Annotated in this window: 22 protein-coding genes, 10 tRNA genes and 1 rRNA gene; 6 read left to right on the forward strand and 27 right to left on the reverse strand. The window is 44.7% G+C overall.

Translation table 11 applies throughout. The annotated features are described in order from the left end of the window. Positions 1-297 precede the first annotated feature (297 nt). Positions 298-1,611, forward strand: a complete 1,314-nt coding sequence (locus tag AR337_RS08390) for a hemolysin family protein (protein ID WP_059171525.1) — start codon at positions 298-300, stop codon at positions 1,609-1,611. Positions 1,612-1,693: 82 nt separating this feature from the next. Here the strand turns inward: AR337_RS08390 and AR337_RS08395 are convergent, their stop codons facing one another. Continuing rightward, positions 1,694-2,533: a VOC family protein gene (locus tag AR337_RS08395; RefSeq protein ID WP_059171602.1), complete on the reverse strand. Its 840-nt coding sequence runs from the start codon at positions 2,531-2,533 to the stop codon at positions 1,694-1,696. 288 nt (positions 2,534-2,821) lie between these two features. Between AR337_RS08395 and AR337_RS08400 the strand changes: the two genes are divergently transcribed. Both AR337_RS08400 and AR337_RS08405 read left to right on the forward strand, forming a co-directional pair. After that, on the forward strand, positions 2,822-3,286 hold the full coding sequence (locus tag AR337_RS08400; RefSeq protein ID WP_253701553.1) for a transcriptional regulator: 465 nt from the start codon (positions 2,822-2,824) through the stop codon (positions 3,284-3,286). A 1-nt stretch (position 3,287) separates the two neighbouring features. Beyond that, entirely contained in the window at positions 3,288-4,571 is a 1,284-nt protein-coding gene (locus tag AR337_RS08405; RefSeq protein WP_059171526.1) for an MFS transporter, read from the forward strand. A gap of 52 nt (positions 4,572-4,623) precedes the next feature. Here AR337_RS08405 and AR337_RS08410 read toward each other — a convergent pair whose 3' ends face one another. Then, on the reverse strand, positions 4,624-5,664 hold the full coding sequence (locus AR337_RS08410) for a GGDEF domain-containing protein (protein ID WP_059171527.1): 1,041 nt from the start codon (positions 5,662-5,664) through the stop codon (positions 4,624-4,626). A gap of 290 nt (positions 5,665-5,954) precedes the next feature. Between AR337_RS08410 and AR337_RS08415 the strand changes: the two genes are divergently transcribed. After that, a complete protein-coding gene (locus AR337_RS08415) occupies positions 5,955-6,446 on the forward strand; it encodes a DinB family protein (RefSeq protein ID WP_059171528.1) in 492 nt (163 codons plus the stop codon). 35 nt (positions 6,447-6,481) lie between these two features. Here the strand turns inward: AR337_RS08415 and AR337_RS08420 are convergent, their stop codons facing one another. The 7 genes from AR337_RS08420 to AR337_RS08450 form a co-directional block, all read right to left on the reverse strand. Beyond that, positions 6,482-8,602, reverse strand: coding sequence for an MMPL family transporter (locus tag AR337_RS08420; protein ID WP_059171529.1), 2,121 nt, complete (start codon positions 8,600-8,602; stop codon positions 6,482-6,484). Position 8,603: 1 nt separating this feature from the next. Then, on the reverse strand, positions 8,604-9,002 hold the full coding sequence (locus AR337_RS08425) for a hypothetical protein (RefSeq protein ID WP_059171530.1): 399 nt from the start codon (positions 9,000-9,002) through the stop codon (positions 8,604-8,606). A gap of 76 nt (positions 9,003-9,078) precedes the next feature. Then, on the reverse strand, positions 9,079-10,452 hold the full coding sequence (locus AR337_RS08430; RefSeq protein WP_059171531.1) for a cell wall metabolism sensor histidine kinase WalK: 1,374 nt from the start codon (positions 10,450-10,452) through the stop codon (positions 9,079-9,081). Then, complete coding sequence (locus AR337_RS08435) at positions 10,449-11,126, reverse strand: response regulator transcription factor (RefSeq protein WP_059171532.1); 678 nt, start codon at positions 11,124-11,126, stop codon at positions 10,449-10,451. Before AR337_RS08435 ends, AR337_RS08430 begins: the two co-directional genes overlap by 4 nt. Before the next feature lie 177 nt (positions 11,127-11,303). Further along, a complete protein-coding gene (gene modA, locus AR337_RS08440) occupies positions 11,304-12,071 on the reverse strand; it encodes a molybdate ABC transporter substrate-binding protein (protein WP_059171604.1) in 768 nt (255 codons plus the stop codon). Between the two features lie 248 nt (positions 12,072-12,319). Further along, a complete protein-coding gene (locus tag AR337_RS08445; protein ID WP_059171533.1) occupies positions 12,320-13,096 on the reverse strand; it encodes a bifunctional 2-polyprenyl-6-hydroxyphenol methylase/3-demethylubiquinol 3-O-methyltransferase UbiG in 777 nt (258 codons plus the stop codon). 107 nt (positions 13,097-13,203) lie between these two features. Beyond that, complete coding sequence (locus AR337_RS08450) at positions 13,204-14,043, reverse strand: alpha/beta fold hydrolase (RefSeq protein ID WP_059171534.1); 840 nt, start codon at positions 14,041-14,043, stop codon at positions 13,204-13,206. 488 nt (positions 14,044-14,531) lie between these two features. On the opposite strand from AR337_RS08450, the gene AR337_RS08455 reads away from it, so the two are divergent. Further along, positions 14,532-15,803, forward strand: a complete 1,272-nt coding sequence (locus tag AR337_RS08455; protein WP_059171535.1) for a RidA family protein — start codon at positions 14,532-14,534, stop codon at positions 15,801-15,803. 372 nt (positions 15,804-16,175) lie between these two features. Here the strand turns inward: AR337_RS08455 and glmS are convergent, their stop codons facing one another. The 6 genes from glmS to sigW all read right to left on the reverse strand — a co-directional run bounded on the left by glmS (position 16,176) and on the right by sigW (position 23,394). Then, complete coding sequence (gene glmS / locus AR337_RS08460) at positions 16,176-17,978, reverse strand: glutamine--fructose-6-phosphate transaminase (isomerizing) (protein WP_059171536.1); 1,803 nt, start codon at positions 17,976-17,978, stop codon at positions 16,176-16,178. Between the two features lie 490 nt (positions 17,979-18,468). Then, positions 18,469-19,818: a phosphoglucosamine mutase gene (gene glmM, locus AR337_RS08465; protein WP_059171537.1), complete on the reverse strand. Its 1,350-nt coding sequence runs from the start codon at positions 19,816-19,818 to the stop codon at positions 18,469-18,471. A 39-nt stretch (positions 19,819-19,857) separates the two neighbouring features. Next, positions 19,858-21,090: a YbbR-like domain-containing protein gene (locus tag AR337_RS08470; protein ID WP_059171538.1), complete on the reverse strand. Its 1,233-nt coding sequence runs from the start codon at positions 21,088-21,090 to the stop codon at positions 19,858-19,860. Continuing rightward, the gene (gene cdaA / locus AR337_RS08475) at positions 21,083-21,910 is read right to left on the reverse strand and encodes a diadenylate cyclase CdaA (RefSeq protein WP_059171539.1); all 828 of its coding nucleotides are present in this window, start codon (positions 21,908-21,910) and stop codon (positions 21,083-21,085) included. The genes AR337_RS08470 and cdaA overlap by 8 nt, the downstream gene beginning before the upstream one ends. 254 nt (positions 21,911-22,164) lie before the next feature. Next, positions 22,165-22,818, reverse strand: a complete 654-nt coding sequence (locus tag AR337_RS08480; protein WP_059171540.1) for an anti-sigma factor — start codon at positions 22,816-22,818, stop codon at positions 22,165-22,167. Positions 22,819-22,830: 12 nt separating this feature from the next. Further along, complete coding sequence (gene sigW, locus AR337_RS08485; protein ID WP_059171541.1) at positions 22,831-23,394, reverse strand: RNA polymerase sigma factor SigW; 564 nt, start codon at positions 23,392-23,394, stop codon at positions 22,831-22,833. 173 nt (positions 23,395-23,567) lie between these two features. Here sigW and AR337_RS08490 point away from each other — a divergent pair, with 173 nt between their 5' ends. Continuing rightward, a complete protein-coding gene (locus AR337_RS08490) occupies positions 23,568-23,744 on the forward strand; it encodes an aspartyl-phosphate phosphatase Spo0E family protein (protein ID WP_156424342.1) in 177 nt (58 codons plus the stop codon). A gap of 78 nt (positions 23,745-23,822) precedes the next feature. Here the strand turns inward: AR337_RS08490 and rocF are convergent, their stop codons facing one another. The 12 genes from rocF to rrf all read right to left on the reverse strand — a co-directional run bounded on the left by rocF (position 23,823) and on the right by rrf (position 26,585). Next, positions 23,823-24,719: an arginase gene (gene rocF / locus AR337_RS08495; protein WP_059171543.1), complete on the reverse strand. Its 897-nt coding sequence runs from the start codon at positions 24,717-24,719 to the stop codon at positions 23,823-23,825. 199 nt (positions 24,720-24,918) lie between these two features. Further along, a tRNA-Ala gene (locus AR337_RS08500) sits at positions 24,919-24,994 on the reverse strand. A 7-nt stretch (positions 24,995-25,001) separates the two neighbouring features. Beyond that, a tRNA-Gly gene (locus AR337_RS08505) sits at positions 25,002-25,076 on the reverse strand. Positions 25,077-25,128: 52 nt separating this feature from the next. Next, positions 25,129-25,201: transfer RNA gene (locus AR337_RS08510), tRNA-Lys, on the reverse strand. Between the two features lie 294 nt (positions 25,202-25,495). Beyond that, positions 25,496-25,567: transfer RNA gene (locus AR337_RS08515), tRNA-Gln, on the reverse strand. Positions 25,568-25,662: 95 nt separating this feature from the next. After that, positions 25,663-25,747, reverse strand: a tRNA-Tyr gene (locus tag AR337_RS08520). Between the two features lie 5 nt (positions 25,748-25,752). Beyond that, positions 25,753-25,828 (reverse strand) — tRNA-Thr (locus AR337_RS08525). Between the two features lie 20 nt (positions 25,829-25,848). Continuing rightward, a tRNA-Val gene (locus tag AR337_RS08530) sits at positions 25,849-25,924 on the reverse strand. A 7-nt stretch (positions 25,925-25,931) separates the two neighbouring features. Continuing rightward, positions 25,932-26,006: transfer RNA gene (locus AR337_RS08535), tRNA-Glu, on the reverse strand. 13 nt (positions 26,007-26,019) lie between these two features. Beyond that, positions 26,020-26,092, reverse strand: a tRNA-Thr gene (locus AR337_RS08540). A gap of 20 nt (positions 26,093-26,112) precedes the next feature. Next, positions 26,113-26,187, reverse strand: a tRNA-Asn gene (locus tag AR337_RS08545). A gap of 282 nt (positions 26,188-26,469) precedes the next feature. Beyond that, positions 26,470-26,585: ribosomal RNA gene (gene rrf / locus AR337_RS08550) — 5S ribosomal RNA — on the reverse strand. Positions 26,586-26,706: the final 121 nt, after the last annotated feature.

The raw sequence follows: 26,706 nt of genomic DNA on the forward strand, positions 1-26,706 counted from the left end.
AACCGCACTGTTTTCCATCTGCCGTATACCTGTATTTGCCGGAAAATATTTTCTTATTAAAATATTAAATCAAAAAATCTGCATTTGTTGTCGGAATCTAAGGAAAGAAAAATCAATTTTACATTATTTTTCGTCATTGGCCTTCATGGGTCTCCAAAAAGAGACGAACCATAAAAATTTGCCAAAGCTATTCCCGTTTTGCTATTAATATAAGTAGAGATTTCGCCAAGTCATTTGGCAAACAGCAAGATTTGCTGTAAAAAACAGGAGGTGTAGCCCTGGTTTCAGGGCATTCCATTGATACTACTTAATTTGCTGCTTGTTCTTTTTTTAATTGCATTGACGGCCTTTTTTGTTGCTACAGAATTTGCGATCGTCAAAGTAAGAAGTTCAAGGATTGACCAGTTAATCGAAGAAAACCGAAAAGGGGCAAAGGCAGCAAAGCATGTCATTACACATTTGGATGAGTATTTGTCCGCTTGTCAGCTCGGCATTACCATTACAGCCCTCGGGCTTGGCTGGCTGGGGGAACCAACGGTCATGGCAGTACTTAAGCCAGCCTTCGATAATTGGGAATTGAATGAATCTATATCGAAGGTTCTTTCATTCGGGATAGCATTTGCGCTCATCACCTTTTTACATGTCGTTGTTGGAGAACTTGCGCCAAAAACATTTGCAATTCAAAAAGCTGAAGCGATTGCCTTATTATTTGCCAAGCCCATTATCACTTTTTATAAGATCATGTATCCTTTTATTTGGGCCCTGAATGGTTCTGCACGATCTCTAGTTGGCCTATTTGGCCTAAAGCCGGCATCCGAGAATGAGCTTGCCCATTCAGAGGAGGAACTGAGGATCATCCTGTCAGAGAGCTTTGAAAAAGGTGAAATCAACCAGTCCGAGCTCACCTATGTAAACAATATTTTTGAGTTTGACAACAGGATTGCTAAAGAAATCATGGTTCCCCGGACAGAGATTGTAACTTTTTCGATAGACGACAGCATGGAAGAAATCCTGGAGACCATCAGGCGGGAAAAGTATACCCGGTATCCAATTGTCATTGGCGATAAAGACAATGTCGCCGGAATGGTCAACATTAAGGAAATTTTAACAGCGACTCTAAAACCTGATGCTTTAAAGAATAAGCCAATAACGAATTTTATCAAGCCGATCATCCATGTTATTGAAACGATTCCTATTCACGAGCTGCTTGTAAAGCTGCAGAAGGAACGCACCCATATGGCCATTTTGGTCGATGAATATGGAGGCACAGCCGGGCTTGTAACCGTCGAGGACATATTGGAGGAAATTGTAGGAGAAATCCGTGACGAATTCGATGCCGACGAAGTTGCTGATATCCGCAAAATTAAAGAAGGGCATTACATCATGAGTGGAAAGGTACTCCTGGAAGATGTTAACGATATTCTAGGAACCTCGATACCCGAAGAGGATATTGATACATTGGGCGGCTGGATTCTCTCACACACGTATGATGTAAAGATTGGTGACGTCCTCACTGAAGAAGGCTTTGCTTTCAAAGTCATTGATGTCGATGGGCATCAAATCCTCTACGTTGAAATCAAACAGCCCGAAGCAAAGCTGCCGTCCGAGTAGCATGACGAACAATGATAAAAACATAAAAAACCTTTCTTCCAGGCGGAGAAAGGTTTTTCATTATGATTCAGTACATTTTTTACTAGCCTTGGGTGCTTAGCTGTATTACATTTCCAGACGGGTCCTTCACGAGAAAATCGCCACTTACCTCAATACCCATATCTTTAAGCTTACCTGCCGCCTTGCTCCTCTCCACTTCCCCGGGAAAAACAAGCTCGAATTGCTTTAAGCCTGCACTGTTTTCTTCAGGGGGTGGCGCGCCAACCCCATTCCAAGTGTTCAACCCTAAATGATGGTGGTACCCGCCGGTCGACATAAACAAAGCTTGGGGATAGCGGCTTACAATGTGAAAGCCCAGACCGTCTCCGTAAAATTGTTTTGCCTTATTTAAATCAGCAACATGCAAGTGGATATGCCCCATAATCGTGCCAACTGGGAGCCCTACCCATTTTTCCCCACCCGCTTCGGCGAGGATTCCTTCAGCGTCAATCTGTTTCGTGGTCATTTCTACTTCATTGCCGCTCCAGCTCCAGTCGGAAGATGGACGGTCGGTATATACTTCAATTCCATTCCCATCAGGATCATCCAAATAAAGGGCTTCACTGACCAGATGATCCGCAGCTCCTAGCGGGTACCCGATCTCAATAATATGGCGCAAAAATTTTCCCAACTCGGCGCGGCTTGGCAAAAGCAGCGCGAAGTGGTAAAGGCCAGTTGTCCTCCGTTGCTTCGGGATGGCATCTTTGGGCTGTTCAAGGGTCAGCAACGGTACCTGTCCGCTCCCCAGAACAGCGTTTGATTCGGAACGTTCCAAAACCGTACACCCAATTACCTTTGTATAAAAATCTAGTGACCTCTCCAAATTCTCCACTCTAATTTGCACGTTTCCTATGAATGTATTTGGAGACTGATGGAATTTTATTTCCACTTCCCTTCCCCTCCTTTGTAAGTTACTTTATGTAAGTAATGATAGTACCGCTCAATTTGTCTGTCAACAATCCAGTTTCTTGGATGACGTCTCCTAAAAGTAACTCCCTCTTTTAGAATTACCCTCACGACAATTTCATATGTACCATGCAAGTGCCGGACGTTTTGTTTCTAGAGAATCTTGTCGAAATAATTTACCAAAATATTCTTGCGTTCTAAATTATTAGAACGTATAATCATTTTAAATTGAATTAGATACTTAGTTCAGAAAGAAGGGTTTAAAATGGAACCTAGAATAATGGAAATCAACCTGGAACAGCAAAAGCTGATATCCACCCCACTTAGGGTCAAAATAATCTATTTATTAAGCGAGCAGATTATGACAGCCAAGCAGGTTGCGGATGAGCTAGGCAAAACTGCGGGTAGTATTCATTACCACATCCAGCAGCTTTACAAGGGGGGTATCCTTGAACTGGCTGAAACGAGGGAAAACAAGGGGATCGTTGAAAAATATTACCGGTCAAAAGCTACTCATTTCAATTTAAACACCAATGACCCGGCGCGAAAAGGAATCCATACGAAAGGAATCAGCATGGAATTTACAGGAGATGAATTAAGAGAGTTCGAAGAAGAGTATGACAGCCTACTTGAAAAATGGTTGAAGAGGACTGTTGCTCATAAGGAAGGCCGTTCTTCCTATACGTTATCACTTGAGTTTAAAAGGCACCTAAACGGAGAGGACGTGTAATATGCAACACGCCGTAAAAAGAAATTTATTTCTCTTTGTCCCCGCAAAAATGATTGCAGTCCTAGGCTCATCTATTTACAGCTTTGCCATTGGGCTTTATATTCTTGACCAGACCGGCTCAAGCCTCAACTTTGCCATTACACTTCTGATGGGAAGCATACCTCGAATTGTTTTATCACCGTTTGCCGGTACGGTCGCGGACCGGTTTGACCGAAAGAAAATTATCATCGTGACTGATTTTGCATGTGCCGCATGGCTTGGGATTGTGTTTGCCCTCTTTACCTTCGTCACAAAAGAAATTTGGCTTTTATATCTTGCTGCCGCTGTTCTGACCTCACTCAATACTTTCTACTCAACAGCGGTAAGCTCAACCATCTACAACATGGTCGGCCCCGATCATCTTCAAAAAGCAATGTCGCTTAACCAATCCGCTGCATCCTTATCAACCATCCTGGGCCCAGTCCTCGGCGGAGCAATGTTCGGATTCTTCCCTGTAAACTCCTTCATGGCCATAAACATTGTTGCTTTCACGATCTCGGGAATTTTCAGCCTGTTTATCAATTACCACCTGTTCGCAGAGAATAAGGAGAAAAAAGAAAGCAGCAGTTTCTTCCAGGATTTGAAGCATGGATTCAACTATGTTAAAAACGAATCGTTTATAAAGAGTATTGTCTTTTTCGCAATAGTGCTGAACTTCTGGTTCGCCGTAACCCCAATCGCACTGCCCTATATTGTCATGATTGTTCGTAAAATGCCGTCCTACCAACTCGGAATAATTCAAGGTGCTTTCTCGGTCGGAACTTTGCTGCTTGCTATCATTCTTTCAATCCGGCCTGAAATAAAAAGAAAGGATCGCGCCATCCTTGGCGGGGTCGCGGGTATGTCGATTACCCTCATCCTGTTCGGCCTTCCGAGCCTGCCATCCGCAGCGGGAATTCCAAATAGCTTTATTTTCATCTATATGGTTATCCTTGCCCTGATCACTTCATCACTTGCCATGATCATTAATATGCCAATTTTTGTCCTATTGCAAAAGAAAACGCCCGACGAATTGCGCGGGCGGGTCATGTCCCTGCTAGAAGCAGGTGCTGGAGGAATGATGCCAATTGGGCTAATCCTTTTTGGCTTCCTGTTCGAAAAGGTTCCGGCGTGGCTTTTGATGGGGGTTAGCGGATGCTGCGTCCTCCTCCTCGTTGTCTATCATTTCTTCAAGAAAACTTTTTCAGCTCATTTGGAAGAACCCGAAACACAACCGCGGACTGTTCCTGTACAATCAGGTATATAACCAGATATCCAAAGCGCCGGTATTATCGGCGCTTTGACATGCTTTTACTCTCCTAGGCGTGGACTACCTTGTTCTTTCCTTCCTTTTTTGAAGTATACAAGGCCTTGTCCGCTCGGTCCAATAGTGTAGCAATCGTATCTCCAGGCTGGAAGCTTGCGATTCCAAAACTGGAGGTGACCTTGCCTGCAAGCGCAAAATCATGCAGTTCAATGCGACTCCTCAACAGTTCTGCAAAATTGGCTGCCGCCTCTTTCTCCTCATTTAAAATAAGGATAAATTCCTCGCCTCCCCATCGGCCAAAATGCTCATTCGGTTCAAGGCTGCTTTTTATAAGGAAAACAAACTCCTTTAATACAGCGTCCCCAACATAATGCCCAAACCGGTCATTGATTGATTTAAAATCATCGATATCAAAAAAAACGACTGAAAATCCCTTTCCACCTTGGCAGGATTCGCTGATATACCCTTGGATCCATTCATCAATTTGATGGCGGTTGGCAATACCTGTCAAGGAATCCGTATAGGCCTCTCTCCTGGCCGCAGCCAGTTCTGAGTAAACCCCGATTAAATGGTGGGCAAAATATAATACGACAATATACACGATATTACCCAAATAAAACTGGAAAAGGGAATCGATTTCCTCTGCATCGAATTTTCCGGCATTCATAATTCCCGGGACTATGGTAACCGCCAGGACAATCAAGGCAAAAAGAAGGCCCTGTTTATTCTTCAGTGTAAGAAAAATGTACATCATATAAATCGGCATCCAGATTATAAAGTCTCCAAGGGAGTCATGTCGCTCGTTTAATAGGACATTATAGACCGCATCATAAAACGTAATAATGTGGTACACCGTTACAAGCAACAAATTGGAGAGTTCCACAAACCTGATGACAAGGTTTTTGTATAATAAAAGCCAGCTAATACTGAACCAGACAATCAGAGCTGTATTAATGACTGAGGCTAGAAGGTATTGCTCGGAAGCATTATTCTGCAAATAGTTATTCAGGAAAAGTGAAACGAGAACACAGGGTACAACCCATAAATAGATTGTCCGTTTTAAGGAATAAAGAGTCTTATACTGTTTCTCCATCCAACTGCCCCCAGGCCTCCTCGTTTTTTTAGATTATCAGTCGATAGGAGGTATGTCTATTAATTAAATAGTAGGCGGAAAGACCTATAAACACAAGATGTTTTTCCATTTAACATCCAAAATTTTCCGGAAAATTCAAAAGGATGATAAAAAACCAACATCTCAAAATAATCCTGTTAAATGATGATTATCCCTCATCCTCCTTTTCAGAAGTGAAACTGGTTTAAGCTTCTTAATAATAGGCAGCATTGATAAAACAGGATATGATGTTTTTAACAAGGAGGGATTTCATGGAAGCGTTGTTTCGGTATAACTGGATGGTCAGAGAGGAATGGTACCGGTGGTGTGAAGGTTTGAGCGAGGAAGAGCTTCTTGCAGAGCGGACTGGCGGGGTTGGAGGAATCCTTAAAACGCTGTTTCATATTATCGATGTCGAATGGAGCTGGATTCGCATTATCCAGGGCAAGCCTGACTTCCAGGAAAAATTCGAAGACTTTAACACACTTCAAAAGGTAAGGGAGCTCGATGCAAAGTTCCGTGTTGAGGTTGAGGAATTTGTCCGAAATTGGGACTCCAGTATGGAAAACAACCTGCACCAAGAAACTGAACCGGATGGGCGTGTTGTGACCGATACATGGGGCGAAGTCGTGCGCCATGTGATTGTGCATGAGGTCCACCATATTGGGCAATTATCCGTTTGGGCAAGGAAGATTGGAAAGAAACCGGTATCAGCTAATTTTATTGGCCGCCGGCTCCTGCCGGTAAACCCAATTGAGCAATAGCAAAGGCATCGGAGTTTCCCCGATGCCTTTTTGACTTAATTCACTTTCTTAGGCCAGAAGCTGTATTTGCCGAGGATAACGATCAGTGCCGGAATCGCAATCGGGCGGACGATGAACGTGTCGACCAGAATCCCGATTGCCACCGCGAAACCAAAGACACGCAGCTCCATGACAGGCTGGGTGATCAGTACAGCAAAGGTTGCGGCAAGGATGAGCCCAGCAGATGAAATGACGCCTCCTGTTTTGCCAACTCCTTCCTTGACAGCTTCTTTAATTGGCAACTGCTTTTTCTCTTCCCGGATACGGGAAATCAGCATGATGGAGTAGTCAACCCCGAGCGCCACGAGGAACACAAACGTATACAGAGGAATCCGATAACTTATTCCACCAAGGCCAATGATATCCTGGAAAACAAACACGCTGAAACCAAGTGCCGCGCCAAAGGAAAGCAGGATGGTTGCCATCATATAAATCGGAGCCAGCAATGAGCGGGTTTGGATGCCGAGCATGACCATAATCAAAACGGTCATCAGGATGATAATCCGGACTTCATCACCATGGCTGGCATTGCGGATATCTGTATTCAGCGCCGTTTCACCAGCAAACAACAGCTTCGCATCATCAATCTTACTTTCCTTTAAGAGTTTTAGAGATTCACTGCGAAGCTTTTCCATCTCATCAAATGCTTTTTCTGTATAAGGATTATTTTTCAGCACCAAATTGATTTTTGCCACATTCTGATGATTTTCAGCGAATGGATGGCCTTGAATTTCAGCTTTGGAGACACTATCCAGGCCGCCGAGTTCGGTGACAAGGTTTTGCACCTGCTTAGGCGTTAAATCATCTTTCGCTTTCACAATCACCGTGGTCGGCGCAATTTCCCCTGCCGAGAAGGCTTCATTCAGCCTATTGTACCCCTGGATCGATGACATATCCTTAGGAAACGAATCTAGCAAATTGAATGAATAATTGACATGCCTTAGCATGGATGTAAAAAAGATAAGAATGATTACTATCGGAATCAGCGATAACCATGGTTTATCCGTTACAAACCTGCCAAGTTTGTGCCAGAAACTTTCCTTGCCTGCCAGTTTCACAGCACGCTTGCGCGGATTTGACGGCCAGAATGACTTTTCTCCAGCAATCGCGAACAGTGCTGGCATCAGGGTTAAGCCGGCAAGCAGCATCAGGGCGACCGCTACAGCAAAGACTGGCGCAAATCCCCGATATGCTTCATAGACCGCAAAGAACAATGTCAGCATGCCCAGGAATACGGTTCCGCCACTGAAAACAATCGGCTCTTTCACAAAGTATGTTGCATTTTTCATTGCATCGTTCACTGGCAGCCCTTTTTCAAGCTCTTCACGGAAACGGGCAAATAGCAGAAGTGAATAATCCGTTATGACTGCAAACAGCAGGATCATCATGATGGACAGAGACTGGCTATCAATTGGGAACCAGTCATATTTTCCCATTAGCCCGAGCAGCCGGTCAACGACTGAATAGGATATTCCCGCCCCGACCAATGGGATAAACGCCAACAGCGGCGAACGGTAAATCAAAATCAAAATAACGAAAATCAGCCCGACGGTAGCCATTATCAAAACAACGTCTGCCTTCGAAAACATTTCATACGTATCGGCCATGATGCCCGCCGGACCGGTGAAGTATGTTCTTAGGTTGGATGGCATGTCTTTCGCGACTTCTTTTTTTAGCTCATCCATCGTCGTCTTGACTTCTTTGTTCTCCATTCCAACAGGAAACAATACCGGAATGAAGAATGTTGTTTGATCTTCAGAAAAGAAGGATGCACGTGCCTGCTTTGGCATCATGGATAATGGGACGGCCGAGAGATCTACTTTCGCATCTTTCACGACCTTCTCAACATTCGCAATTGCCTGTTCTACCTCGTTTTCTTTTAAGCCGTTAATATCAAAGACTACAATAAACAACGGAATCCCTTCGGACGCGGGGAAATATTCCTTTAAAGCCTTTTCAGCCTTAACCGAGTCGGCAGTTTCGGGCAGGCCAAAGTTTTTATTTGGCGAAGTTTGCTCTTTTGCTCCCGGAGCGATTCCTGAAAGCACGCCAGCTGCGAAGAGCCAGCATAGCAAAATGACGAACCATCTTTTTTTCTCTTTAAGGATTTTCATCATGCTAATAGCCTTCTTTTGTATCAATCATAAAAGTGGTGATGGTAAATACGCCAAAGCTGATCAATAAAATCGATCCCCCGGCAATATAAAAGATGAGCGCGGCAGTTTCGTTTACATTAAAAGGCTTCAATGCATTCAGCCACATGCCAACCGTCAGGCCAATCGAACCGATAACCGCCGTCCAGCCATGAAGAGATACTAATTTTGAAGATTTGATTTTATAAACACGGTAGAAAATCCCCCAGGCAAAAACAGAAAGCCAGCCAACAACCAAAATATGAGCGTGGATTGGGCGGAACTGATAGCTTTCCGAACCTGCCATATGTGAACCCATCATCGCCCCGACCAGGCCAAATATAGCCGCGAGCCGAATTAAACGTAAACTCCATTTTGCTTCCATCATGTCAACCTCCATAGATTTTGTTTCTACGGTGATAATAGTAATCCGTCAACATGAACTTTATATGAACTCGGAGTTACAAATTCGGAAGCTTGATTGTAAATGCGGTACATCCATCAGGAGAACTCTCAACAAGGATTTCTCCTTTATGCAGCTCGATGATTTGCTTTACGATTGCTAATCCCAGCCCTGTCCCTTCCTTCGTCCGCGATGCATCAGCCCGGTAAAAACGGTCAAACAGCTTTCCACGTTCGGCTTCGGTAATACCAATACCCATATCCTTTACCACAACCTGGATATACCCGTCTTTCCGGGTAAGCTCGATGGCGATTTCTCCTTCGGGTTTGTTGTACTTGATCGCATTTGAAAGAAGGTTATCCCATACGTTCTCCAACAGCGATTCATCCCCGCGATACACGACCGGCTCCATTGTCATCGATAGGTTCAGATTTTCCTCTTCCAGCCACCAGCGATATTTGTTTACACAGGCCTTCAGCTGTTCATCAAGGCGGAATTCCTTGAATTTTACTAGCCTGGACGATTGGTCCAGCGATGTCAGCAACAGAAGCTGGCGGGTCAGCCTCGACAAGCGGTTTGTTTCTGATTCAATGATTTCCGTATAGCTTGCCCGCTCTTCGTCCGACAGTTCCGGAGATTTAAGCAAGCCAGTATAGCCTTTAATATTTTGCAGCGGGGACTGGAAATCATGTGACACATTGCTGATGAATTCTTTTCGCATTTTATCATTTTCCTGCAGTTGGCCAACCATTTTATTAAAACTGTCCGCAAGCTGGCCGATTTCATCCCGGCGGTTAATGCTCAGCTGTGTATCGTATTTTTCATTGGCAATCCGCTTTGTTGCCGCAGTCAATTGCGTGATTGGGACGATGAGCATTTTTGCAACGAACAGCATGGCCAGGAGGCTCAGGACGGCCGTAACGAGGATGAGGACTGCCATTATTGTATGGACCTCGCTGAACAAGAGCTTAATGTCGGGCCTCATGAACAAGGCGTAATGCTTGTTTTCAAACGTGAATGGCACGCCGATTGTGTTTGTCAATTCATTTGCGAAAAAGCCTGTCATGAACGTCTCACGCGGAAAGTCGCGCATCCCGTGGTAGACGTTCCCTTCCAGCACTTGTTTTACAGCTGAAGGTTGCAGGTTTTTGGCCCTGTATTTGCCTCCATAAAAATATTCCGCGCCCGTTTCATCCGCGACGTAAAGCTGATAACCAATATCGCCAACCGTTTTCAGGTAGTTTGATAAATCCATCTTGGGTGAAGCCTCGATGTGGCCAACAATCGTTTCTGCAATCTGAACGTTTTTTGCATCATTCCGTTCCTTCATGACCCGGTGGTAATACGTATTCGTGACGAGGAATCCGGCAATTGAGCTGAATACCATAATCAATACGGTCATAAGCAGGAATTTCCCATATAAGGACTTCATGAACTATGCACCTCAAGCTTGTAGCCTACCCCGCGAACCGTTACAATTTCAACATCGCCGGCAATCTTTGCAATCCGCTCGCGAATTCGCTTAATATGCGTGTTCAGTGTCTGCTCGTCCCCCTCATAATCGTACCCCCATATTTTCTCCATAATGGCAGCACGCTGAAAGACCTGGCCTGGTTTTGATGCGAGCAATGTCAGGAGTTCAAATTCCTTCAGAGGCATAAGCAGGGTGCTTTTACCTGCTATGACTTCAAAACTTTTAAGATTGATTGTAAGGGAGCCTACCTGCAGGATCGAATCAGCGGGCTTGTCATAGCGCCGCAAAATTGCCGCGATACGGAACAGCAATTCCTTCGGCTCAAACGGCTTCACCACATAATCATCGGAGCCTGCCCGAAAGCCCTGTTCCTTATCTTCAAGCTCCCCTTTAGCTGTCAGCATCAACACAGGGATATCCTGGTCTTCCCGAATTCTTTTCGTCAACTCGAAGCCATCCATCCCCGGCATCATTACGTCCACAATCGCCAAGTCAGGCAGCTCCGTCTCGAGGATTTCCAGTGCCTGGTCCCCATTTCTTGCCTTCACCACCTTATAGCCCGCCTGGGACACATGGATTCCGACCAAATCAACTATATGTTTATCATCATCAACAACCAGTATCTTTCTCATCCTGTACGCTCCATTCAGCCGCATTTTTCTCCATTATAGCGGATTCGGTACCTGGCACCTAAAGGTTCCGCAACCTGAAATTTGGAGTATTTGATCTTTCTGCCATGAAAATAACCTCACAGGCTGTTTTCTATGGAGGCTATTTTTGCAGGACTTGGTTTTAACAGCCTCTGCCGCTTACAACCCTTTGAAGCCGTATTTCTCCAGAACACCAACCGACTCATCTCCAGTAAGGTACTTGTAAAATTCCGTTGCTTCTTTTAAATGGCGGCCGTCTTTTACAATGCCAAGAGGGTAAATGATTGGACCGTGGGAATCCTCTCCTGCAGTATCGGCAATCTCCACTTTTTCGGAGGCCATGGCATCGGTTTTATACACAATTCCCGCATCCACATTGGCAGTTTCCACGTAGGTAAGAACCTGGCGGACATCCTTGGCATAGACAATCTTTCCATCAACAGCCTGCCAGACTCCTAGATATTCAAGCGTCTCCCTCGCATATTTTCCTGCGGGGACGGATTCGGGGGTCCCAATCGATAGTTTATCCGATTTACCCAAGTCTTCAAATGTCCGGATGGTGTTCTGTGCATTTTCCGTAACGACAAGGACGAGCTCGTTGCCTACAAGGTCGGACCTTATTTCAAGAAGCCCCTCTTCCTCCAGCTTGTCCATTTTATCCACTGCTGCAGATAAAAAAATGTCAACCGGAGCACCCTGGGAGATTTGCTGCTGCAATGCCCCTGAAGAGCCAAAGTTATAGTTGATTTTTATAGTAGAATGTTTTTTTTCAAAATTGGCGGCTATTTCATTTAAGGCGTCCTGCAGGCTCACGGCTGCCGAGACGGTCAGCTCTACTCGTTTTTCTTCCAGCTTCGCTTTTTCCGCACAGCCCGAAGCCACAATTAATAAAAGCAGCAACGCAGTCAAACCATAGAATTTCTTCATGCTTTTACCCTTCCCGGCTTTCAGCCATTTCATCTGTCAACATCAGACTTCATTATACACTACGGCCAGATTGGTTTTTGAGATAGCAAGCTCTTTTCATAAAGGTTTCATAAATGAAAAAACGCCCGGTGATGAACTGGCGTTTCTGGCTTATCTTTCTTTTGAATTCCATTTGTTCACATACTATTCATTTACCCAATCATCATCCATTGTCCATGCTCAAGCGCCCCTGTTAAAAGTAAACACCCCTATACACTTATTCGGACAATATACCGGGAGAAGGTAATCGGCAGCCCGGCCCGCGTGGAATTTCCTTCAAAAATCCTCGTTATTTCCGACAGGTTATCTTCAATTATTTTTTTATAAATATTCGGCTTTTGGCCAAAACAGCGCCACTTTATCACATCAAAGGGAGAGTGTAAATATTCTATGCTCTTTATATGTTCAATCTCAGCGGAGGTGAAGCTTCCCGCTTCAAGGCGCTGCCTAATATGATCTAAGGTTGGTGTACCCTCAATTTTGTCAAAAAAGTTTGGGAATAGAAGGGGCAGCTCTTTCCCAAGTTCGTCTCCAGGGTGAAGGCCAAGCACCATTCCGCCCTCCTTTACGGCTTCTTTTAAAAAAAGATAAGCAGAGGTAGGGCCTTTCCGAATAAAGGCGCAATCAAATGGTCCACGCTCAACTGGCAATCCATGCTTTGTATTCCCTGTCACAAAGGAGACATTCGCTCTCTTCTTTTCACTTCCGGCAGCGGTGAACTTTTCCGTTGCATCAAATCCAACAATCTCTTTAGCTACCGTCCCGCACTGGATTGTGAACCCTCCATCGCCACAGCCTATGTCCAGTACTTTTTTACCTTTAATCATCTGCAGAACATCCGCGTCGAAAATAGACTCCCCATTTGGTTGCGTTATCGACGAGTTCCAGGAATAGCTGTATTTGCCCTCAAGACTGCCTATTTGGCTGTACCATTCCAGGGAATGGGGTGGCAGCCAATCAGGATGAGCGGTCGGATTAATCAGCATTCACATACCTCCATTTTTTTGCCCATTCCCCCTAACCCCGGCCACCTCAAATTCAATCAAACGTTTGATTGAATTTCAAAAAACCTGTTGGAATCAAGGGTTTCCGTCTATAGTTCAGAAAAATACCCAATCATTTTATGAAACTCTTCACTTTCTTCAAGGAACGGAAAGTGGTTGCTTTTTTGAAAAATATAAAGTTTGGAATTTGAAATTTGTTCGACTATTTCCTTTGAAAAATCCAGGGGACACTGCGTATCATGCTCACCACAAAATACAATCGCCGGAATGCTTATTTGCCTAAGCTTCTCTCTGACATCATAAGTAGGCAGCTCGGTAAAGGAATAATAGTCCAGCCGCTTCTGAACCACCTTTCCGCTGCTGGGTTTTGAAAAATACTCTTCAAACATCCCCGGACTATATAGTGACATTTCCGTCCATTCCCTACCCGCTTTCATCCTTTCCTCCCTTGAGGAATCTGCTGATTTAAGGATTGAAAACAGTTCCTTCAGGCGGGGATTAAGAGCGTTATTCCTGCAATATATGCTTCCGCTATGGTCCATATAGCCCCTGGTAGCCGAAGCCCCGCCAACCAGTACTTTGGTTAAGGAATCGGGAAAGGAGGAAGCATAAACCAGGCCAAGCATCCCTCCGGTCGAGTGTCCGGCATAGCCCCATTCCTTGATGTTCAAGGCTATTCTCAATGCTTCCAAATCAAGGGCCGTTTCTTTCATGCTCAGTTCTTTCTCGCTGATAACTTTACTTGAATTACCCGCCTCCTTTAAATTCACCAAATAAACTTTGAAAGACTGGACGAACATATCAGCAAAGTAATTCCCCCGGTCATTGAATTCACTGTACAAATGCGTAATGCATAGCGGCTCCCCGTTCCCGCAAACAAATACCTCAAATGTCCCTCTATCTGTACTAATAAGTTCTCTCTGCCACATAGTTACCTCCATCGCAGGTTATACATCTATTTATTCTCGCTTTGGAAGGATTATCCTTTGAGTGGAATATCAAAAATTAAAAAACCCGCCACCGAATTATAATTTTAAAAACATCTGACAGAAATTTCGTAGAGAAATTGAATAAGCTTAGCAAGGGCTTCGTCAAATGATCCATCTTTTCCTAACTGTTGTTGTCCAGAAAAAACTCCACTCAAAAAAACAATTCACAATCAAACATGTAGTCAACACGAATAAAGCCTGCTATAATTGACACTTGCTCAAAAACGAAGTCCGTGCCTAGTGAGAATTGTTTTTCCAACTGCGTGAATAACGCCATCGGTTGAGCCTAGCTTTTGTACAAACACTCTCACGGCTAATCCGTTTTCATCTTTGCAATCACGGACCCAAGGTTTAGACCGGTTTTTTTGGTGCATACTTGAATTAATAAATATTTTTATTAACAAATTTAACGAAAAGGGGAATACATCATGAGCGGCTATAACGCAGTTTCAGCAAAAAATACGGAAAATGCTCCAAACGGTAACGGTCTATATTCACAAACTGTAGCTTTCTCCCATTACAATAATCTTTCAGCTCAATTACCAACCGAACCCAAAACTGGTCAATTGGTAGCTGGTGGTATAAAAGAGCAAGCTGAACAGTGCTTTAAAAATATCAAGGCAATTGTAGAAAGCATCGATCATGTTATGAGCGATATTGTTAGAATCACTGTATTCGTTAAGGATATCAAAGATGTTGACGCTGTAGATGAAGTTTATAAAACATTCTTCCCAACCTATGTTCCTTCACGGACAACAGTTGCAGTTGCAGCTTTGCCGATGGATGCTTTGGTGCAAATTGAAGCACTTGTTTCACACGGTGAAGGTACAATTCCGAACGCACCACAAGCAGGCGACCTCATAAAACTTACAAATAACACGCTAAATGCACCAATATGCCCTCTATCTACACAAACCGTTTCTTTCTCTCATTACAATAATCTTTCAGCTCAATTGCCAATTGATCCAAAAACCGGCAGATTGGTAGTTGGCGATGTAAAAGAGCAGACTGCACAGTGCTTAAAGAACATTAAGGCAATTTTGGAAAGCATCGACGTTCCTTTTGACGATATCGTTAAAATCAACGTTTTCCTTACAGACTTGGCTGATACTGAAGCAGTAAATGAAGTTTACTCTCGTTTCTTCCCGGATTCAGCGATTGCAAGGGCTGTAGCCTACGTCCCTGCACGTACAACAGTTCAAGCTGCTGCTTTACCTTTGGGTGCTTCTGTTCAAATTGAAGCAGTCGTGTCACACGGAGACGGTACACCTCCACAAGAGATTGAAGACAGACACGGAATTGTTATCTGGGCAAACAACACTGAAAATGCACCACAGGATTCTCTATCTACACAAACTGTAGCGTTCTCTCATTACAATCACCTTTCAGCTCAATTGCCTTTGGACCCAAAAACGGGCGAATTGGTAGCTGGTGGTGTAAAAGAGCAGGCTGCACAGTGCTTGAAGAATATTAAGGCAATTGTAGAAAGCATTGATCACGCTTTGGAAGATGTCGTTAAAGTGAATATCTTCATTAAAAATATTGAAGATATTGATGTGGTAGACGAAGCTTACAAAACATTGTTCCCACAAGGTACTCCTGCACGTAGAGTAGTTGGCGTATCAGCTTTGCCTAAAGATGCTTTGATCCAAATTGATGCGATTGTATCAAATGCTGAAGGAACACCTCGAAAAGCATAACAGGCATTTGTTTGTAAATACAGGAACGATCAAAGTTACAAGTTAAAGCCGATGGTGAATGCGAAATCGCATATCTTAAAAAGGGGCTGTCTCAATTGAAAATTGGGACAGCTTCTGTTTTTTAATAGCGCAGATGAAAAAGCATCGAGACTTTAGCCGATTATGGCAGAAATCTTGATGCTTTTTTAATTTTCGGGCAAATATTAAAGTCAGTCCGGCCCGCAACGATTGAAACTAAGCTTCGTAAACAGTAAAAAACTCCACGGTTTACGCTATGCGCGTTACCGTGGAGCTCAAAATTAAATTATATGGTTTGGAAATTATTTCGAAACCAGTCTAGGACTTTTTTTACCTACCGACGCGAGTTGCAAACTACTCCACCGTAACCGATTTGGCCAAATTCCTTGGCTTGTCGACGTCGCAGTCGCGGTGAAGGGCTGCATAGTAAGCTAAAAGCTGCAAAGGGATAACAGAGATAAGCGGTGTTAGCTGTTCATGAACGACTGGCAGAACAAATGTATCTTCGTCTGTTTCCAGCCCTTTCATGGAAATGATGCACGTATTGGCTCCGCGGGCCGCCACTTCCTTAACGTTGCCGCGGATGCTCAAGTTTACGTTTTCTTGTGTAGCTAGAGCGATGACTGGAGTTCCTTGCTCGATCAATGCAATCGTGCCGTGCTTCAATTCGCCGCCAGCAAAGCCTTCCGCCTGGATGTAGGAAATTTCCTTCAACTTTAACGCGGCCTCAAGGCAAACATAATAGTCAACGGCTCTTCCAATAAAGAAGGCATTCCTAGTGACAGTCAAGAATTCCCGCGCGATATGTTCAATTGCTTCCTTTGAATCGCACAGGGCTTCAATAGCGTTCGCGACAATGCCGAGCTCCTGAATGAGATCGAAGCCAATTTCGCGGCCGCGGCTCTTTGCTGAAACCTCTGCAAGAATGGCGAGAACAGCTAGCTGGGCGGTGTACGCCTTAGTGGATGCGACGGCGATTTCAGGGCCAGCATGGAGCAGCAGCGTATAGTCTGCTTCACGGGAAAGAGTCGAGCCTGGAACGTTCGTGATTGTCAGGGCCGGATAGCCCATTTCCTTCACCTGTACAAGGACAGCGCGGCTGTCGGCTGTCTCGCCGCTCTGCGATATGAACACAAACAGCGGCTTCTCGGAAAGAAGCGGCATGTTGTAGCCAAACTCGCTTGAGATATGGACCTCGACTGGAATCCCCGCAAGCTTTTCGATCATCTGCTTCCCAACAAGACCTGCATGGTAGGAAGTACCAGCGGCAATAATATAAATCCTGTCCGCAGCCTTGATGGCGTCAACAATCTCACTGTCGATCGATAATCCAACGTTTTCATCCTGGTACTTCTGGATGATTTTTCGCATGACAAGCGGCTGCTCGTCAATTTCCTTCAGCATATAGTGAGGGTATGTGCCCTTTTCGATATCGCTTGCATCAAGCTCAGCCTTATATGGCGCGCGGCTAATTTTCTCGCCTTTTAGGTTCTGGATAGTCACTTCATCCTTTTTCACAATGACGATTTCCTTGTCCATTAGCTCAACATACTGGTCGGTTACCTGCAGCATCGCCATGGCGTCGCTCGCGACAACATTGAACGCATCACCAAGGCCTATGAGTAGCGGGCTCTTGTTTTTTGCGACAAAGATGGTTTCGTTGTCCTCCCTATCCAGCAATGCAAGTGCATATGAGCCCTTAAGAAGGGTAAGCGTTTTGCGGAAAGCATCAATGGTGCTAAGGCCTTCTTTTGCAAAAAGCTCAATCATCTGGACGATGACTTCTGTATCTGTATCGCTTTGAAGCTCGACAGTCTGCAAATATTCACGCTGAAGCTCCGAATAGTTCTCGATTACGCCATTATGGACGAGCGTAAACCTGCTTGTGCGGCTTTGATGGGGATGGGCATTGCGTTTACTTGGCGCACCATGGGTTGCCCAGCGGGTATGCCCAATTCCAGCCTTAGCTTCAACACCTAGTTCAACAATCCCTCTCAGGTCTGCAATTCGGCCCTTTTCCTTGAAAACTTGAATACCCTCACTATTCATGACGGCGATTCCGGCTGAGTCATAGCCTCGGTATTCAAGCTTTTCCAGGCCTTTTAGTAAAATTTCCTTCGAATCCGTATTTCCTATATATCCAACGATTCCACACATATTCTAGTCCTCCTGATGCAAGAGGGCAAAACCGTGCCGAGGGCAAAGCATGCCCCCTTATCTCCGTAATGTTCTCCATTAGGATGCCTTTGCAAGACATCCTTTATTTACGCGCAGCTTGCTTCCCTTTGTCCATCAAGTTGCCTCAATGTTTTAAGGAGCAAGATTCGGCCGTGCGCTGCGACCGGGAGGCATCCGCCGAAACATTCGATAAACCTCCACCTCGTCAACTAACCCCTTCTCCGTACAGGTTAGTTCTGGCGCTTATGTTGCTATTGCCAACCTCTGTCCACCTTTCCATTTTAAACTGGTTTGTTTTGACAAATTCAATTTTGCAAACAAGCAAATAACATGTTACATGAAGAAGATATATCCGTCAAGATGAAGAGTTTCCCTGTTTTTACCCAGGCCGCATGGACTAAAAACTATTTTATTGCTAATAAAATATGCATAAGGGAATGGTTCGGTTCCCTTATGCATAGGATAAGCTCTATTCTTTTAGACCCATTTCCGCTTCTACTATTGCGGCAATTCTGTTTACATAGTCATTGCATAGCTCTTCGGTCGGGGCTTCGGCCATGACGCGTACGAGCGGCTCGGTTCCGGATGGACGGACAAGGATACGCCCGTCGCCAGCCATTTCCGCTTCCACCTGTTCAATGATTTCTTTCACCTTTTCATTGTCTGTTACATGGTATTTGTCTGTTACCCGGATGTTAACCAGGATTTGTGGGAACTTTTGTATTTCATTCGCCAGTTCGGATAACGGCTTCTTTGTCGCCTTCATGATATTTACAAGCTGGAGGCCGGTCAATAGCCCGTCACCTGTTGTATTGTAATCAAGGAAAATAATGTGGCCAGACTGCTCGCCGCCAAGATTGTAGCCGCTCTTCTTCATTTCCTCGACCACATAGCGGTCTCCGACAGCGGTTTGGACGCTTTGGATCCCATTTCGCTCCAATCCTTTATAAAATCCAAGGTTGCTCATGACGGTCGATACGACTGTCGACTGCTTAAGCCTGTTATGTTCCTTTAGATACTTACCACAAATGTACATAATTTGGTCGCCATCCACGACTTCGCCATTTTCATCGATGGCAATGACACGGTCGCCATCCCCGTCAAATGCAAGCCCAATGTCAGCTCCCTTTTCTTTTAGAAAAGCGGCCAGAGCCTCTGGATGGGTAGAGCCTACTCCTGCGTTTATATTGAGGCCGTTTGGCGTAGCACCCATAGTGGACAAATCTGCATCCAGGTCAGCAAACAGATGTGTCGCGAGCGAAGATGTCGCCCCGTGAGCACAATCAAGAGCGATATGAATGCCGGAAAAGTCTTCATCAACGGTTTGCTTGAGGTATTGAAGATACTTTTGCCCGCCTTCAAAATAATCATTAACAAGCCCAAGATTGGCGCCTACTGGACGAGGCAAGCTGTCCTCCGGCAGGTCCATGAGCTGTTCAATTTCATTTTCCTGTTCGTCCGAAAGCTTGAACCCATCCGGTCCGAAAAATTTGATTCCGTTGTCCTCAACAGGATTATGCGATGCTGAAATCATAACCCCTGCCTGGGCACCAAGAGCCTTAGTCAGATAGGCAACTCCTGGAGTTGAAATGACGCCAAGCCTCATCACCTCTGCTCCTATTGACAAAAGCCCAGCCACGAGGGCGCCTTCAAGCATATGGCCGGAGACGCGGGTGTCCCGCCCAATAATAACCTTTGGCCTTTCCTTATCTTTTGTGAGAACAAATCCTCCGAACCTACCCAATTTAAACGCTAATTCGGGTGTCAGCTCGCTGTTGGCAACTCCCCGTACTCCGTCAGTCCCAAAATATTTTCCCATGTATAATCGCTCCTTCTACTGAATCCACATCAAATAGTCTTATGCATCTGTTTTTGTTATCGTAACGGTAGCCGTTGATTTGGCCATCCTCCAGGAAACATCGTTTGGCCCGTCGACCTCTATGTCAACATCATGGTCTCCCTCTTCCAAACCCGACAGTTCAATAAACAGCCTAAAGTCCGAAGGGTCAATTGAATCTATTTTATCGGTTGGCCCATAGACAAGCAGGGTGGTGCTGCCGTTCGCCGGATCTTTGAAGACAGCCTTTTGATCGGGTGAAAGTCCCCTGATATTGACCGGTATGGAAGATATACGTTTCTCTTCCTCATCCTTTCGTACCTTTACATTTACTTTGACCAGTTCAGGTGAAACCTTTTTGATTCCCTCCGAAATGATGACAGGAACGGTAACCGTTCCGCTTTCTTTGATTTTGCTTAAATCTACTTCCGCTCTCACTGCCTTCGTTGCGGCCAGGACATCCTCATCTGCGGTGATGACGGCATCCTTTACATCTAGTTCAATTGATTCAAGAACTAGCCCATCCGGCAGGGATCCTTTTTGCACAATATTGATAGGCACCTGTTTTGTCATACTTTTAAGTGGGATAGTTACTTCCACTGAATCCGGCTCGACAATGACGCTGAGCTTGTTTAGCTCCTTGTCAAAAACTCGTATTTTAGCATCCCTTGTGGTTGTCTGTTCTAATGGCCTTTTCAAATCAACTGTAGCTTTCACATAGGTTATGCTATCAATTATATCCCTTGCCCCGGTAATCTTTACTTTGTCCGGGCTTACCTTTGGAGGAGAGGCTGCGAACCCTTCCTTGACCATTGAAGTGTTGTATTCCGGTTCTACACTGAATTCCTTGGTAATTCTCTCCTGGACAGATATCGTAACAGTCGATGGGGAAAGCACGGCATCTAATTTATCGGAAAGTTCCCGGACCTTAAGTTTCACAGATTGGTTGCCTACCTGTGCTCCCTCGAGGTCAACATATACTTCGAAGTTCCTTAGTGTTTTAGCGTTTTGCACATGGCTTTTTGGGCCCGTAATCTTCATATTCACTGTTTCAGGTATGCCTGTGACAATCAGGTTTTTTGTATCATAATACGCGTTTACCGGAACATCTTTTATTGTTTCAGTCGTTTCATCTCCCGGTACGTAAATCTCATTCAGCTTTTTACCTTCGGTCGGTACAGAGGAATAAAGCAGGATTGCGAGCAACAGGGCGACGATTTTGACAAACCAGCCGTTATCCAGCATTTTATCCATTTTTCTTCATCCTCCAATTCCAAAGGGTTGAAGATGTGGTTTTTCCTTTGTCTTTTCCAACAAATTCGTTGTTAATCATATCCTTGAAGGTATCCATGCTTAAATCCCGATACAATTCTCCATTTTTGGTAAGTGAGATGCTACCCGTTTCCTCGGATACGATGATGGTAATACTGTCTGTGACTTCACTGATGCCAAGTGCCGCCCGATGCCTTGTCCCGAGTTCCTTCGAAATAAATGGGCTTTCCGATAAAGGGAGATAGCATGCTGCTGCGGCAACATTATTCTTTTGTAAAATAACAGCTCCGTCATGCAATGGCGTGTTCGGGATGAATATGTTGATCAGCAGTTCAGAAGATACCTTTCCATCAAGCCGGATTCCTGTTTCGATATAGTCAGTCATACCGGTTTCACGTTCTATCGAAATAAGGGCCCCAATCCTTCGCTTTGCCATATAATCGGCGGCTTTAAAAATTGCAGCTGCCGTTTTCTCGACTTCCTCTTCTTCCTGTCCGCCGCTCCTTGAAAAGAATCTGCCCCGGCCAAGCTGCTCAAGCGCCCTTCTTAACTCAGGCTGGAAAATAATAATGATGGCAAGGAAACCCCATGTAATAATGTTGTCCACAATCCAGCTTAAGGTACGCAGGTCAAAAGTATCACTGAGGACCTTAACAATCAAAATGACGAAAATCCCTTTTAAAAGCTGGACTGCCTTCGTCCCTTTTATTAACATTATCAGTTTATAAACGACGTACCAAACGATGGCAATGTCGACTATGCTGGCTAAGTATTTAAAAAGTGAAAAATCTCCAAAAGACATCGGTATTCCTCCGTAGCGTATTTAGAAAGGTGCCTAAAAGTCTGCCCTTTATAGAAAAAAGTTGTTTGCCCGGCTGCCTGAATGCAGTCCGGTTACCTTGATGCCAGCTTCACAAAATGAATGATTGGAAATTCATATGGTTTGATATGTAACTTTCTCATTATACCATAAAATGATTCAGGACGAAGGTTTGCGGACCAAATGTACAGCAGTTTTCAAAACCTTTTGGAACGAAAAAAAGCCACAACGGCGGCTTATTTTTCGCTAGGTTCCTTCTGGCCATCAAGGCTAACTAGTTCCGTTGCTGTTTTTTTAATTTGATACCATATCCAATCAAATGCACGGTCAACCTCTTCAATCTTCCCGGTCACGTGTCCCGCGGAGGCCAAGTATTTCTCTCCGTTACTAACGGTGACCTCTCCGTTAATCACAGTGACATTTCCCTGGACTTCACCTTCTATTTTAATATCACCATTTTTTACAACCAGGTCTCCTTTTATAACCTTTCCTGCTGGAACTATGACTGTGTGATCCTCCACTACGACTTGGCCAGCGTTGGTTGTCGAAAACTCACGGTCGCTATCCCATGCCGAGAAAAGGCTTCCCGCCATTAAGAAAAGGAAGACTGCTGCTGCTGTGACAATTGGATGATGCTTCATCCACCTCTGCACCCCGACTTTTTTCTTTTCTTTAGGAAGCTTAGCCATTACTGATTGGGTAAAATTTTCTGGCGCATGGACATTCGCGGTACTCCGGATTAGGGCGACTGTTTTTTTCATTTCATGAAACATGCTCTGGCAAGCTTTGCAAGTACCTAAATGAGCTTTCAACTTTTGTTCATGCTCGGGATCTAAATCGTCATCAAGAAATTCATGCATATAAACAATTATTTCCTCGGGACAGTTCACATTATTCACCTCTTATACATGTCGTAATTGTTTCCTTAATGCTTCCCGCCCTCGATGAATCCTGGTTTTGACAGTTCCCAGGGGCAAATCGAGTATTTCACTTATTTCATTAAGCGATAATTCTTCGATATACTTCAGGACAATAACTGACCTGTATTTTTCGGGCAGCTTTACAATTTCCCCCTGAATTGCTTCTTGAAGCTCCAACATTTCAACTTCCTTTTCAGGAAGGGGGGAATCAGAAGGAATGCGGGAATAGAGGGTCAATCCCTCTGTACCTGCCATCTCGGCATCCAAATAATAATCCGGCTTTTTTTTGCGGATTCTGTCAATGCAGAGATTGGTCGCAATCCTGTATAACCAGGTTGAGAATTTGTACTCTTGGTTGAATTTATCGATATTCACATAGGCCCTAATAAAGGCTTCCTGTGCAATTTCTTCAGCCTCATGCCTGTTTCCAAGCATCCGGTACCCGAGCTGAAAAAGTTTATCCTTATACAGCTCGACAATCTCAGCAAAAGCGTCCTGGTCACCTTTTTTGATTTGTTTGATTCTTTTTTTGACAAGTGCATCCAATTTTTTACCTCCGCCTCTAATTGCGGCTATGCGATAGTACGAACCGCTAACAAAAAGGTTTCATTTATTTAAAAACAATTTTAACAAAATCTTACCATATATGTATCCTGGAGGTTTGAATTTATGGAAGAATGGAGATAAAAATAGTAACTTTGAGAAAGGAATTGGTACTTATGCATTTTCAGCTTTCCCAACTGGCCAGGGAAATTGAAAGATCCCGGAGAGAAATGGTCCAGCTTGCTGCCCAAAAATCCCTTACAGACCGAAATGTCCTGGATGCCAGTACAAAACTGGACTCATTGCTGAACACATATCATCTAATGAGTAACAATAAATATAATCCAGTTTAGGAAAACCCCTAATTAAAAAACCAGCAGCCTCTCTAGGGAGCAACCGCTGGTTTTTTGTTTTTTAATATCATCATTTCCTTACAATAGTTTTTCACCAAAAAGGGAGCCCATTAGTTCCACCGCGACTTTTGCTGTTCTGTTTCGCTCGTCGAGTATTGGATTTACTTCAACAAACTCCGCAGAGGTGATGAATTCTGCTTCTGCAAGCATCTCCATAGCTAAGTGGCTTTCCCGGTATGTAATCCCTCCAAATACAGGGGTTCCTACCCCTGGAGCATCCTGAGGATCAAGCCCATCCAAATCAAGAGAGAGGTGGACTCCGTCCGTCTTATTCTTCAGGTAGGCAATCGTCTCTTCCATAACACGCGCCATTCCCATCCTATCAATTTCGTGCATCGTGTAAACCTTAATGCCCTTTTCCTTTATAAGTTCTTTTTCCCCGTCATCAAGCGCCCTTGCACCGATGATAACGATATTCTCAGGTTTCACCTTAGGAGAATAGCCTCCCAACTCTGTCAGCATTTTATGCCCAATTCCAATGCTGACAGCAAGAGGCATGCCGTGAATATTTCCTGAAGGTGAGGTTTCCGCAGTATTCAAATCTGCATGGGCATCATACCAGATCACTCCGAGGTTCTTATAATGCTTGGAAACTCCGGCTAATGTACCGATTGCAATGCTATGGTCGCCTCCCAGGACTAGAGGGAATGAGCCTTTTTGAACGACCTTATCCACTTCTTCGGCAAGCTTCCCGTTCTTTTCTGTAACCAATTCAAGATTCCTTAACTTGGACTCCTGGTCAATGACCACCTCCGGCCTGCCAACCGGAATATCCCCCAAATCCTCTATCTCGTCAAATAATTTCCTAAGCCGTTGGACAACCTCAGCATATCGAATTGCGCTTGGGCCCATGTCGACTCCTCTTCGCAACTGCCCAAGATCTATTGGCATACCTATAATGGACAACTTCTTCAATGTGAATACCCCCTTTATTACTTCTATTTTAATCGCTTTCATCTAGTTGACTCAACTCGACAATTCTTTGCATATAAATACATGAATATTCAATTATCTTTTGGCTTTTATTGTTTGGGTTTTTAGATATCAGTAAGAATAAAAAAAGCCTTAAATCCACTGGGATTTAAGGCAAAATAGTCTTTATGTAAGAATGTGATGGTGGAGCCTAGCGGGATCGAACCGCTGACCTCCTGCGTGCAAAGCAGGCGCTCTCCCAGCTGAGCTAAGGCCCCACAGAAATGGAGCGGAAGACGGGGTTCGAACCCGCGACCCCCACCTTGGCAAGGTGATGTTCTACCACTGAACTACTTCCGCGTTTGGCTTTAGTATACTCAAAAAAAATCAACTGGACAAACATATAACAAAATGAGCCATGAAGGACTCGAACCTTCGACCCTCTGATTAAAAGTCAGATGCTCTACCGACTGAGCTAATGGCTCGAGTTTTTAATCTATCCTAATCCTCGATAGCATTTGTGTCCCCGCCTCAGTGAGGACTGCAAGCAGCTGCTCGGCGGGTACAACTCGCAGATTATTCATGAAGCTTCGCTCGTCTCTACCGACTGAGCTAATGGCTCGAGTTTTTAATCTATCCTAATCCTCGATAGCATTTGTGTCCCCGCCTCAGTGAGGACTGCAAGCAGCTGCTCGGCGGGTACAACTCGCAGATTATTCATGAAGCTTCGCTCGTCTCTACCGACTGAGCTAATGGCTCGAGTTATTAAAACAAAAAGACTGGGCTAGCTGGATTCGAACCAACGAATGACGGAGTCAAAGTCCGTTGCCTTACCGCTTGGCTATAGCCCAATAGTATAATTATTGTTCCCCATTTACAATTCCAATACAATTTAAAAAGAACATACATAGTATTGCTCTTTTTGTTTGGAACCTATTCAGGAAAATGGTGGTGGGGGACGGATTCGAACCGCCGAACCCGGAGGGAGCGGATTTACAGTCCGCCGCGTTTAGCCACTTCGCTACCCCACCAAAAATGGTGCCGGCTAGAGGACTTGAACCCCCAACCTACTGATTACAAGTCAGTTGCTCTACCAATTGAGCTAAACCGGCAAGGATATTAATAGAAACTATGGTGGAGGATGACGGGATCGAACCGCCGACCCTCTGCTTGTAAGGCAGATGCTCTCCCAGCTGAGCTAATCCTCCATATGAATGGTGACCCCTACGGGATTCGAACCCGTGTTACCGCCGTGAAAGGGCGGTGTCTTAACCGCTTGACCAAGGGGCCTTCATTAAAAATAAGCTTCCAAGCGGGCTCGAACCGCTGACCTCTTCCTTACCATGGAAGTGCTCTACCTACTGAGCTATGGAAGCATTATTCTAATTTAAATTTTTGGCTCCGCAGGTAGGACTCGAACCTACGACCGATCGGTTAACAGCCGATTGCTCTACCACTGAGCTACTGCGGAATAATTAGTATATCCATACTCCAGTATAGCATCTGTGTCCCCACCTCAGGAAGCCTTGCAAGATGCGGCTCGGCGGGTACAACTCGCAGTTTATTCATGGAAGTGATGCTCGTCTCTACCACTGAGCTACTGCGGAATAATAAGTATATCCATACTCCTGTATAGCATCTTATGTCCCCGCCTCAGAAAGATCCGCAAGAAGCAGCTCGGCGTGTACAACTCGCAGCTTACTCGTGGCAGAGATGCTCGTCTCTACCACTGAGCTACTGCGGAATAATCTTAGCCTGGCAACGTCCTACTCTCACAGGGGCAAGGCCCCAACTACCATCGGCGCTGAGAAGCTTAACTTCCGTGTTCGGTATGGGAACGGGTGTGGCCTTCTCGCCATTGTCGCCAGACAATGAATCAGACATATATTATTATAATGCCTTTTCAGGTTTTTTCAAGAGAAAAATTCATTCCCTCAAAACTGGATAATGCAGAAGAAGTTGAAGAACGAGTAATCTATTTTCTATATGG

The sequence above is a fragment of the Bacillus sp. FJAT-27445 genome, assembly GCF_001510665.1.
In the GTDB taxonomy this organism is placed as follows: Bacteria; Bacillota; Bacilli; order Bacillales; family Cytobacillaceae; genus Bacillus_D.

Bases quoted from the DNA above. Each gene is read 5' to 3' on its own strand.
- AR337_RS08400 (WP_253701553.1), top strand. From the start codon at position 2,822: ATGGAACCTAGAATAATGGAAATCAACCTGGAACAGCAAAAGCTGATA.
- AR337_RS08405 (WP_059171526.1), top strand. From the start codon at position 3,288: ATGCAACACGCCGTAAAAAGAAATTTATTTCTCTTTGTCCCCGCAAAA.
- AR337_RS08410 (WP_059171527.1), bottom strand. From the start codon at position 5,664: ATGGAGAAACAGTATAAGACTCTTTATTCCTTAAAACGGACAATCTAT.
- AR337_RS08415 (WP_059171528.1), top strand. From the start codon at position 5,955: ATGGAAGCGTTGTTTCGGTATAACTGGATGGTCAGAGAGGAATGGTAC.
- AR337_RS08420 (WP_059171529.1), bottom strand. From the start codon at position 8,602: ATGATGAAAATCCTTAAAGAGAAAAAAAGATGGTTCGTCATTTTGCTA.
- AR337_RS08425 (WP_059171530.1), bottom strand. From the start codon at position 9,002: ATGGAAGCAAAATGGAGTTTACGTTTAATTCGGCTCGCGGCTATATTT.
- AR337_RS08430 (WP_059171531.1), bottom strand. From the start codon at position 10,452: ATGAAGTCCTTATATGGGAAATTCCTGCTTATGACCGTATTGATTATG.
- AR337_RS08435 (WP_059171532.1), bottom strand. From the start codon at position 11,126: ATGAGAAAGATACTGGTTGTTGATGATGATAAACATATAGTTGATTTG.
- modA (WP_059171604.1), bottom strand. From the start codon at position 12,071: ATGAAGAAATTCTATGGTTTGACTGCGTTGCTGCTTTTATTAATTGTG.
- AR337_RS08445 (WP_059171533.1), bottom strand. From the start codon at position 13,096: ATGCTGATTAATCCGACCGCTCATCCTGATTGGCTGCCACCCCATTCC.
- AR337_RS08450 (WP_059171534.1), bottom strand. From the start codon at position 14,043: ATGTGGCAGAGAGAACTTATTAGTACAGATAGAGGGACATTTGAGGTA.
- AR337_RS08455 (WP_059171535.1), top strand. From the start codon at position 14,532: ATGAGCGGCTATAACGCAGTTTCAGCAAAAAATACGGAAAATGCTCCA.
- glmS (WP_059171536.1), bottom strand. From the start codon at position 17,978: ATGTGTGGAATCGTTGGATATATAGGAAATACGGATTCGAAGGAAATT.
- glmM (WP_059171537.1), bottom strand. From the start codon at position 19,818: ATGGGAAAATATTTTGGGACTGACGGAGTACGGGGAGTTGCCAACAGC.
- AR337_RS08470 (WP_059171538.1), bottom strand. From the start codon at position 21,090: ATGGATAAAATGCTGGATAACGGCTGGTTTGTCAAAATCGTCGCCCTG.
- cdaA (WP_059171539.1), bottom strand. From the start codon at position 21,910: ATGTCTTTTGGAGATTTTTCACTTTTTAAATACTTAGCCAGCATAGTC.
- AR337_RS08490 (WP_156424342.1), top strand. From the start codon at position 23,568: ATGCATTTTCAGCTTTCCCAACTGGCCAGGGAAATTGAAAGATCCCGG.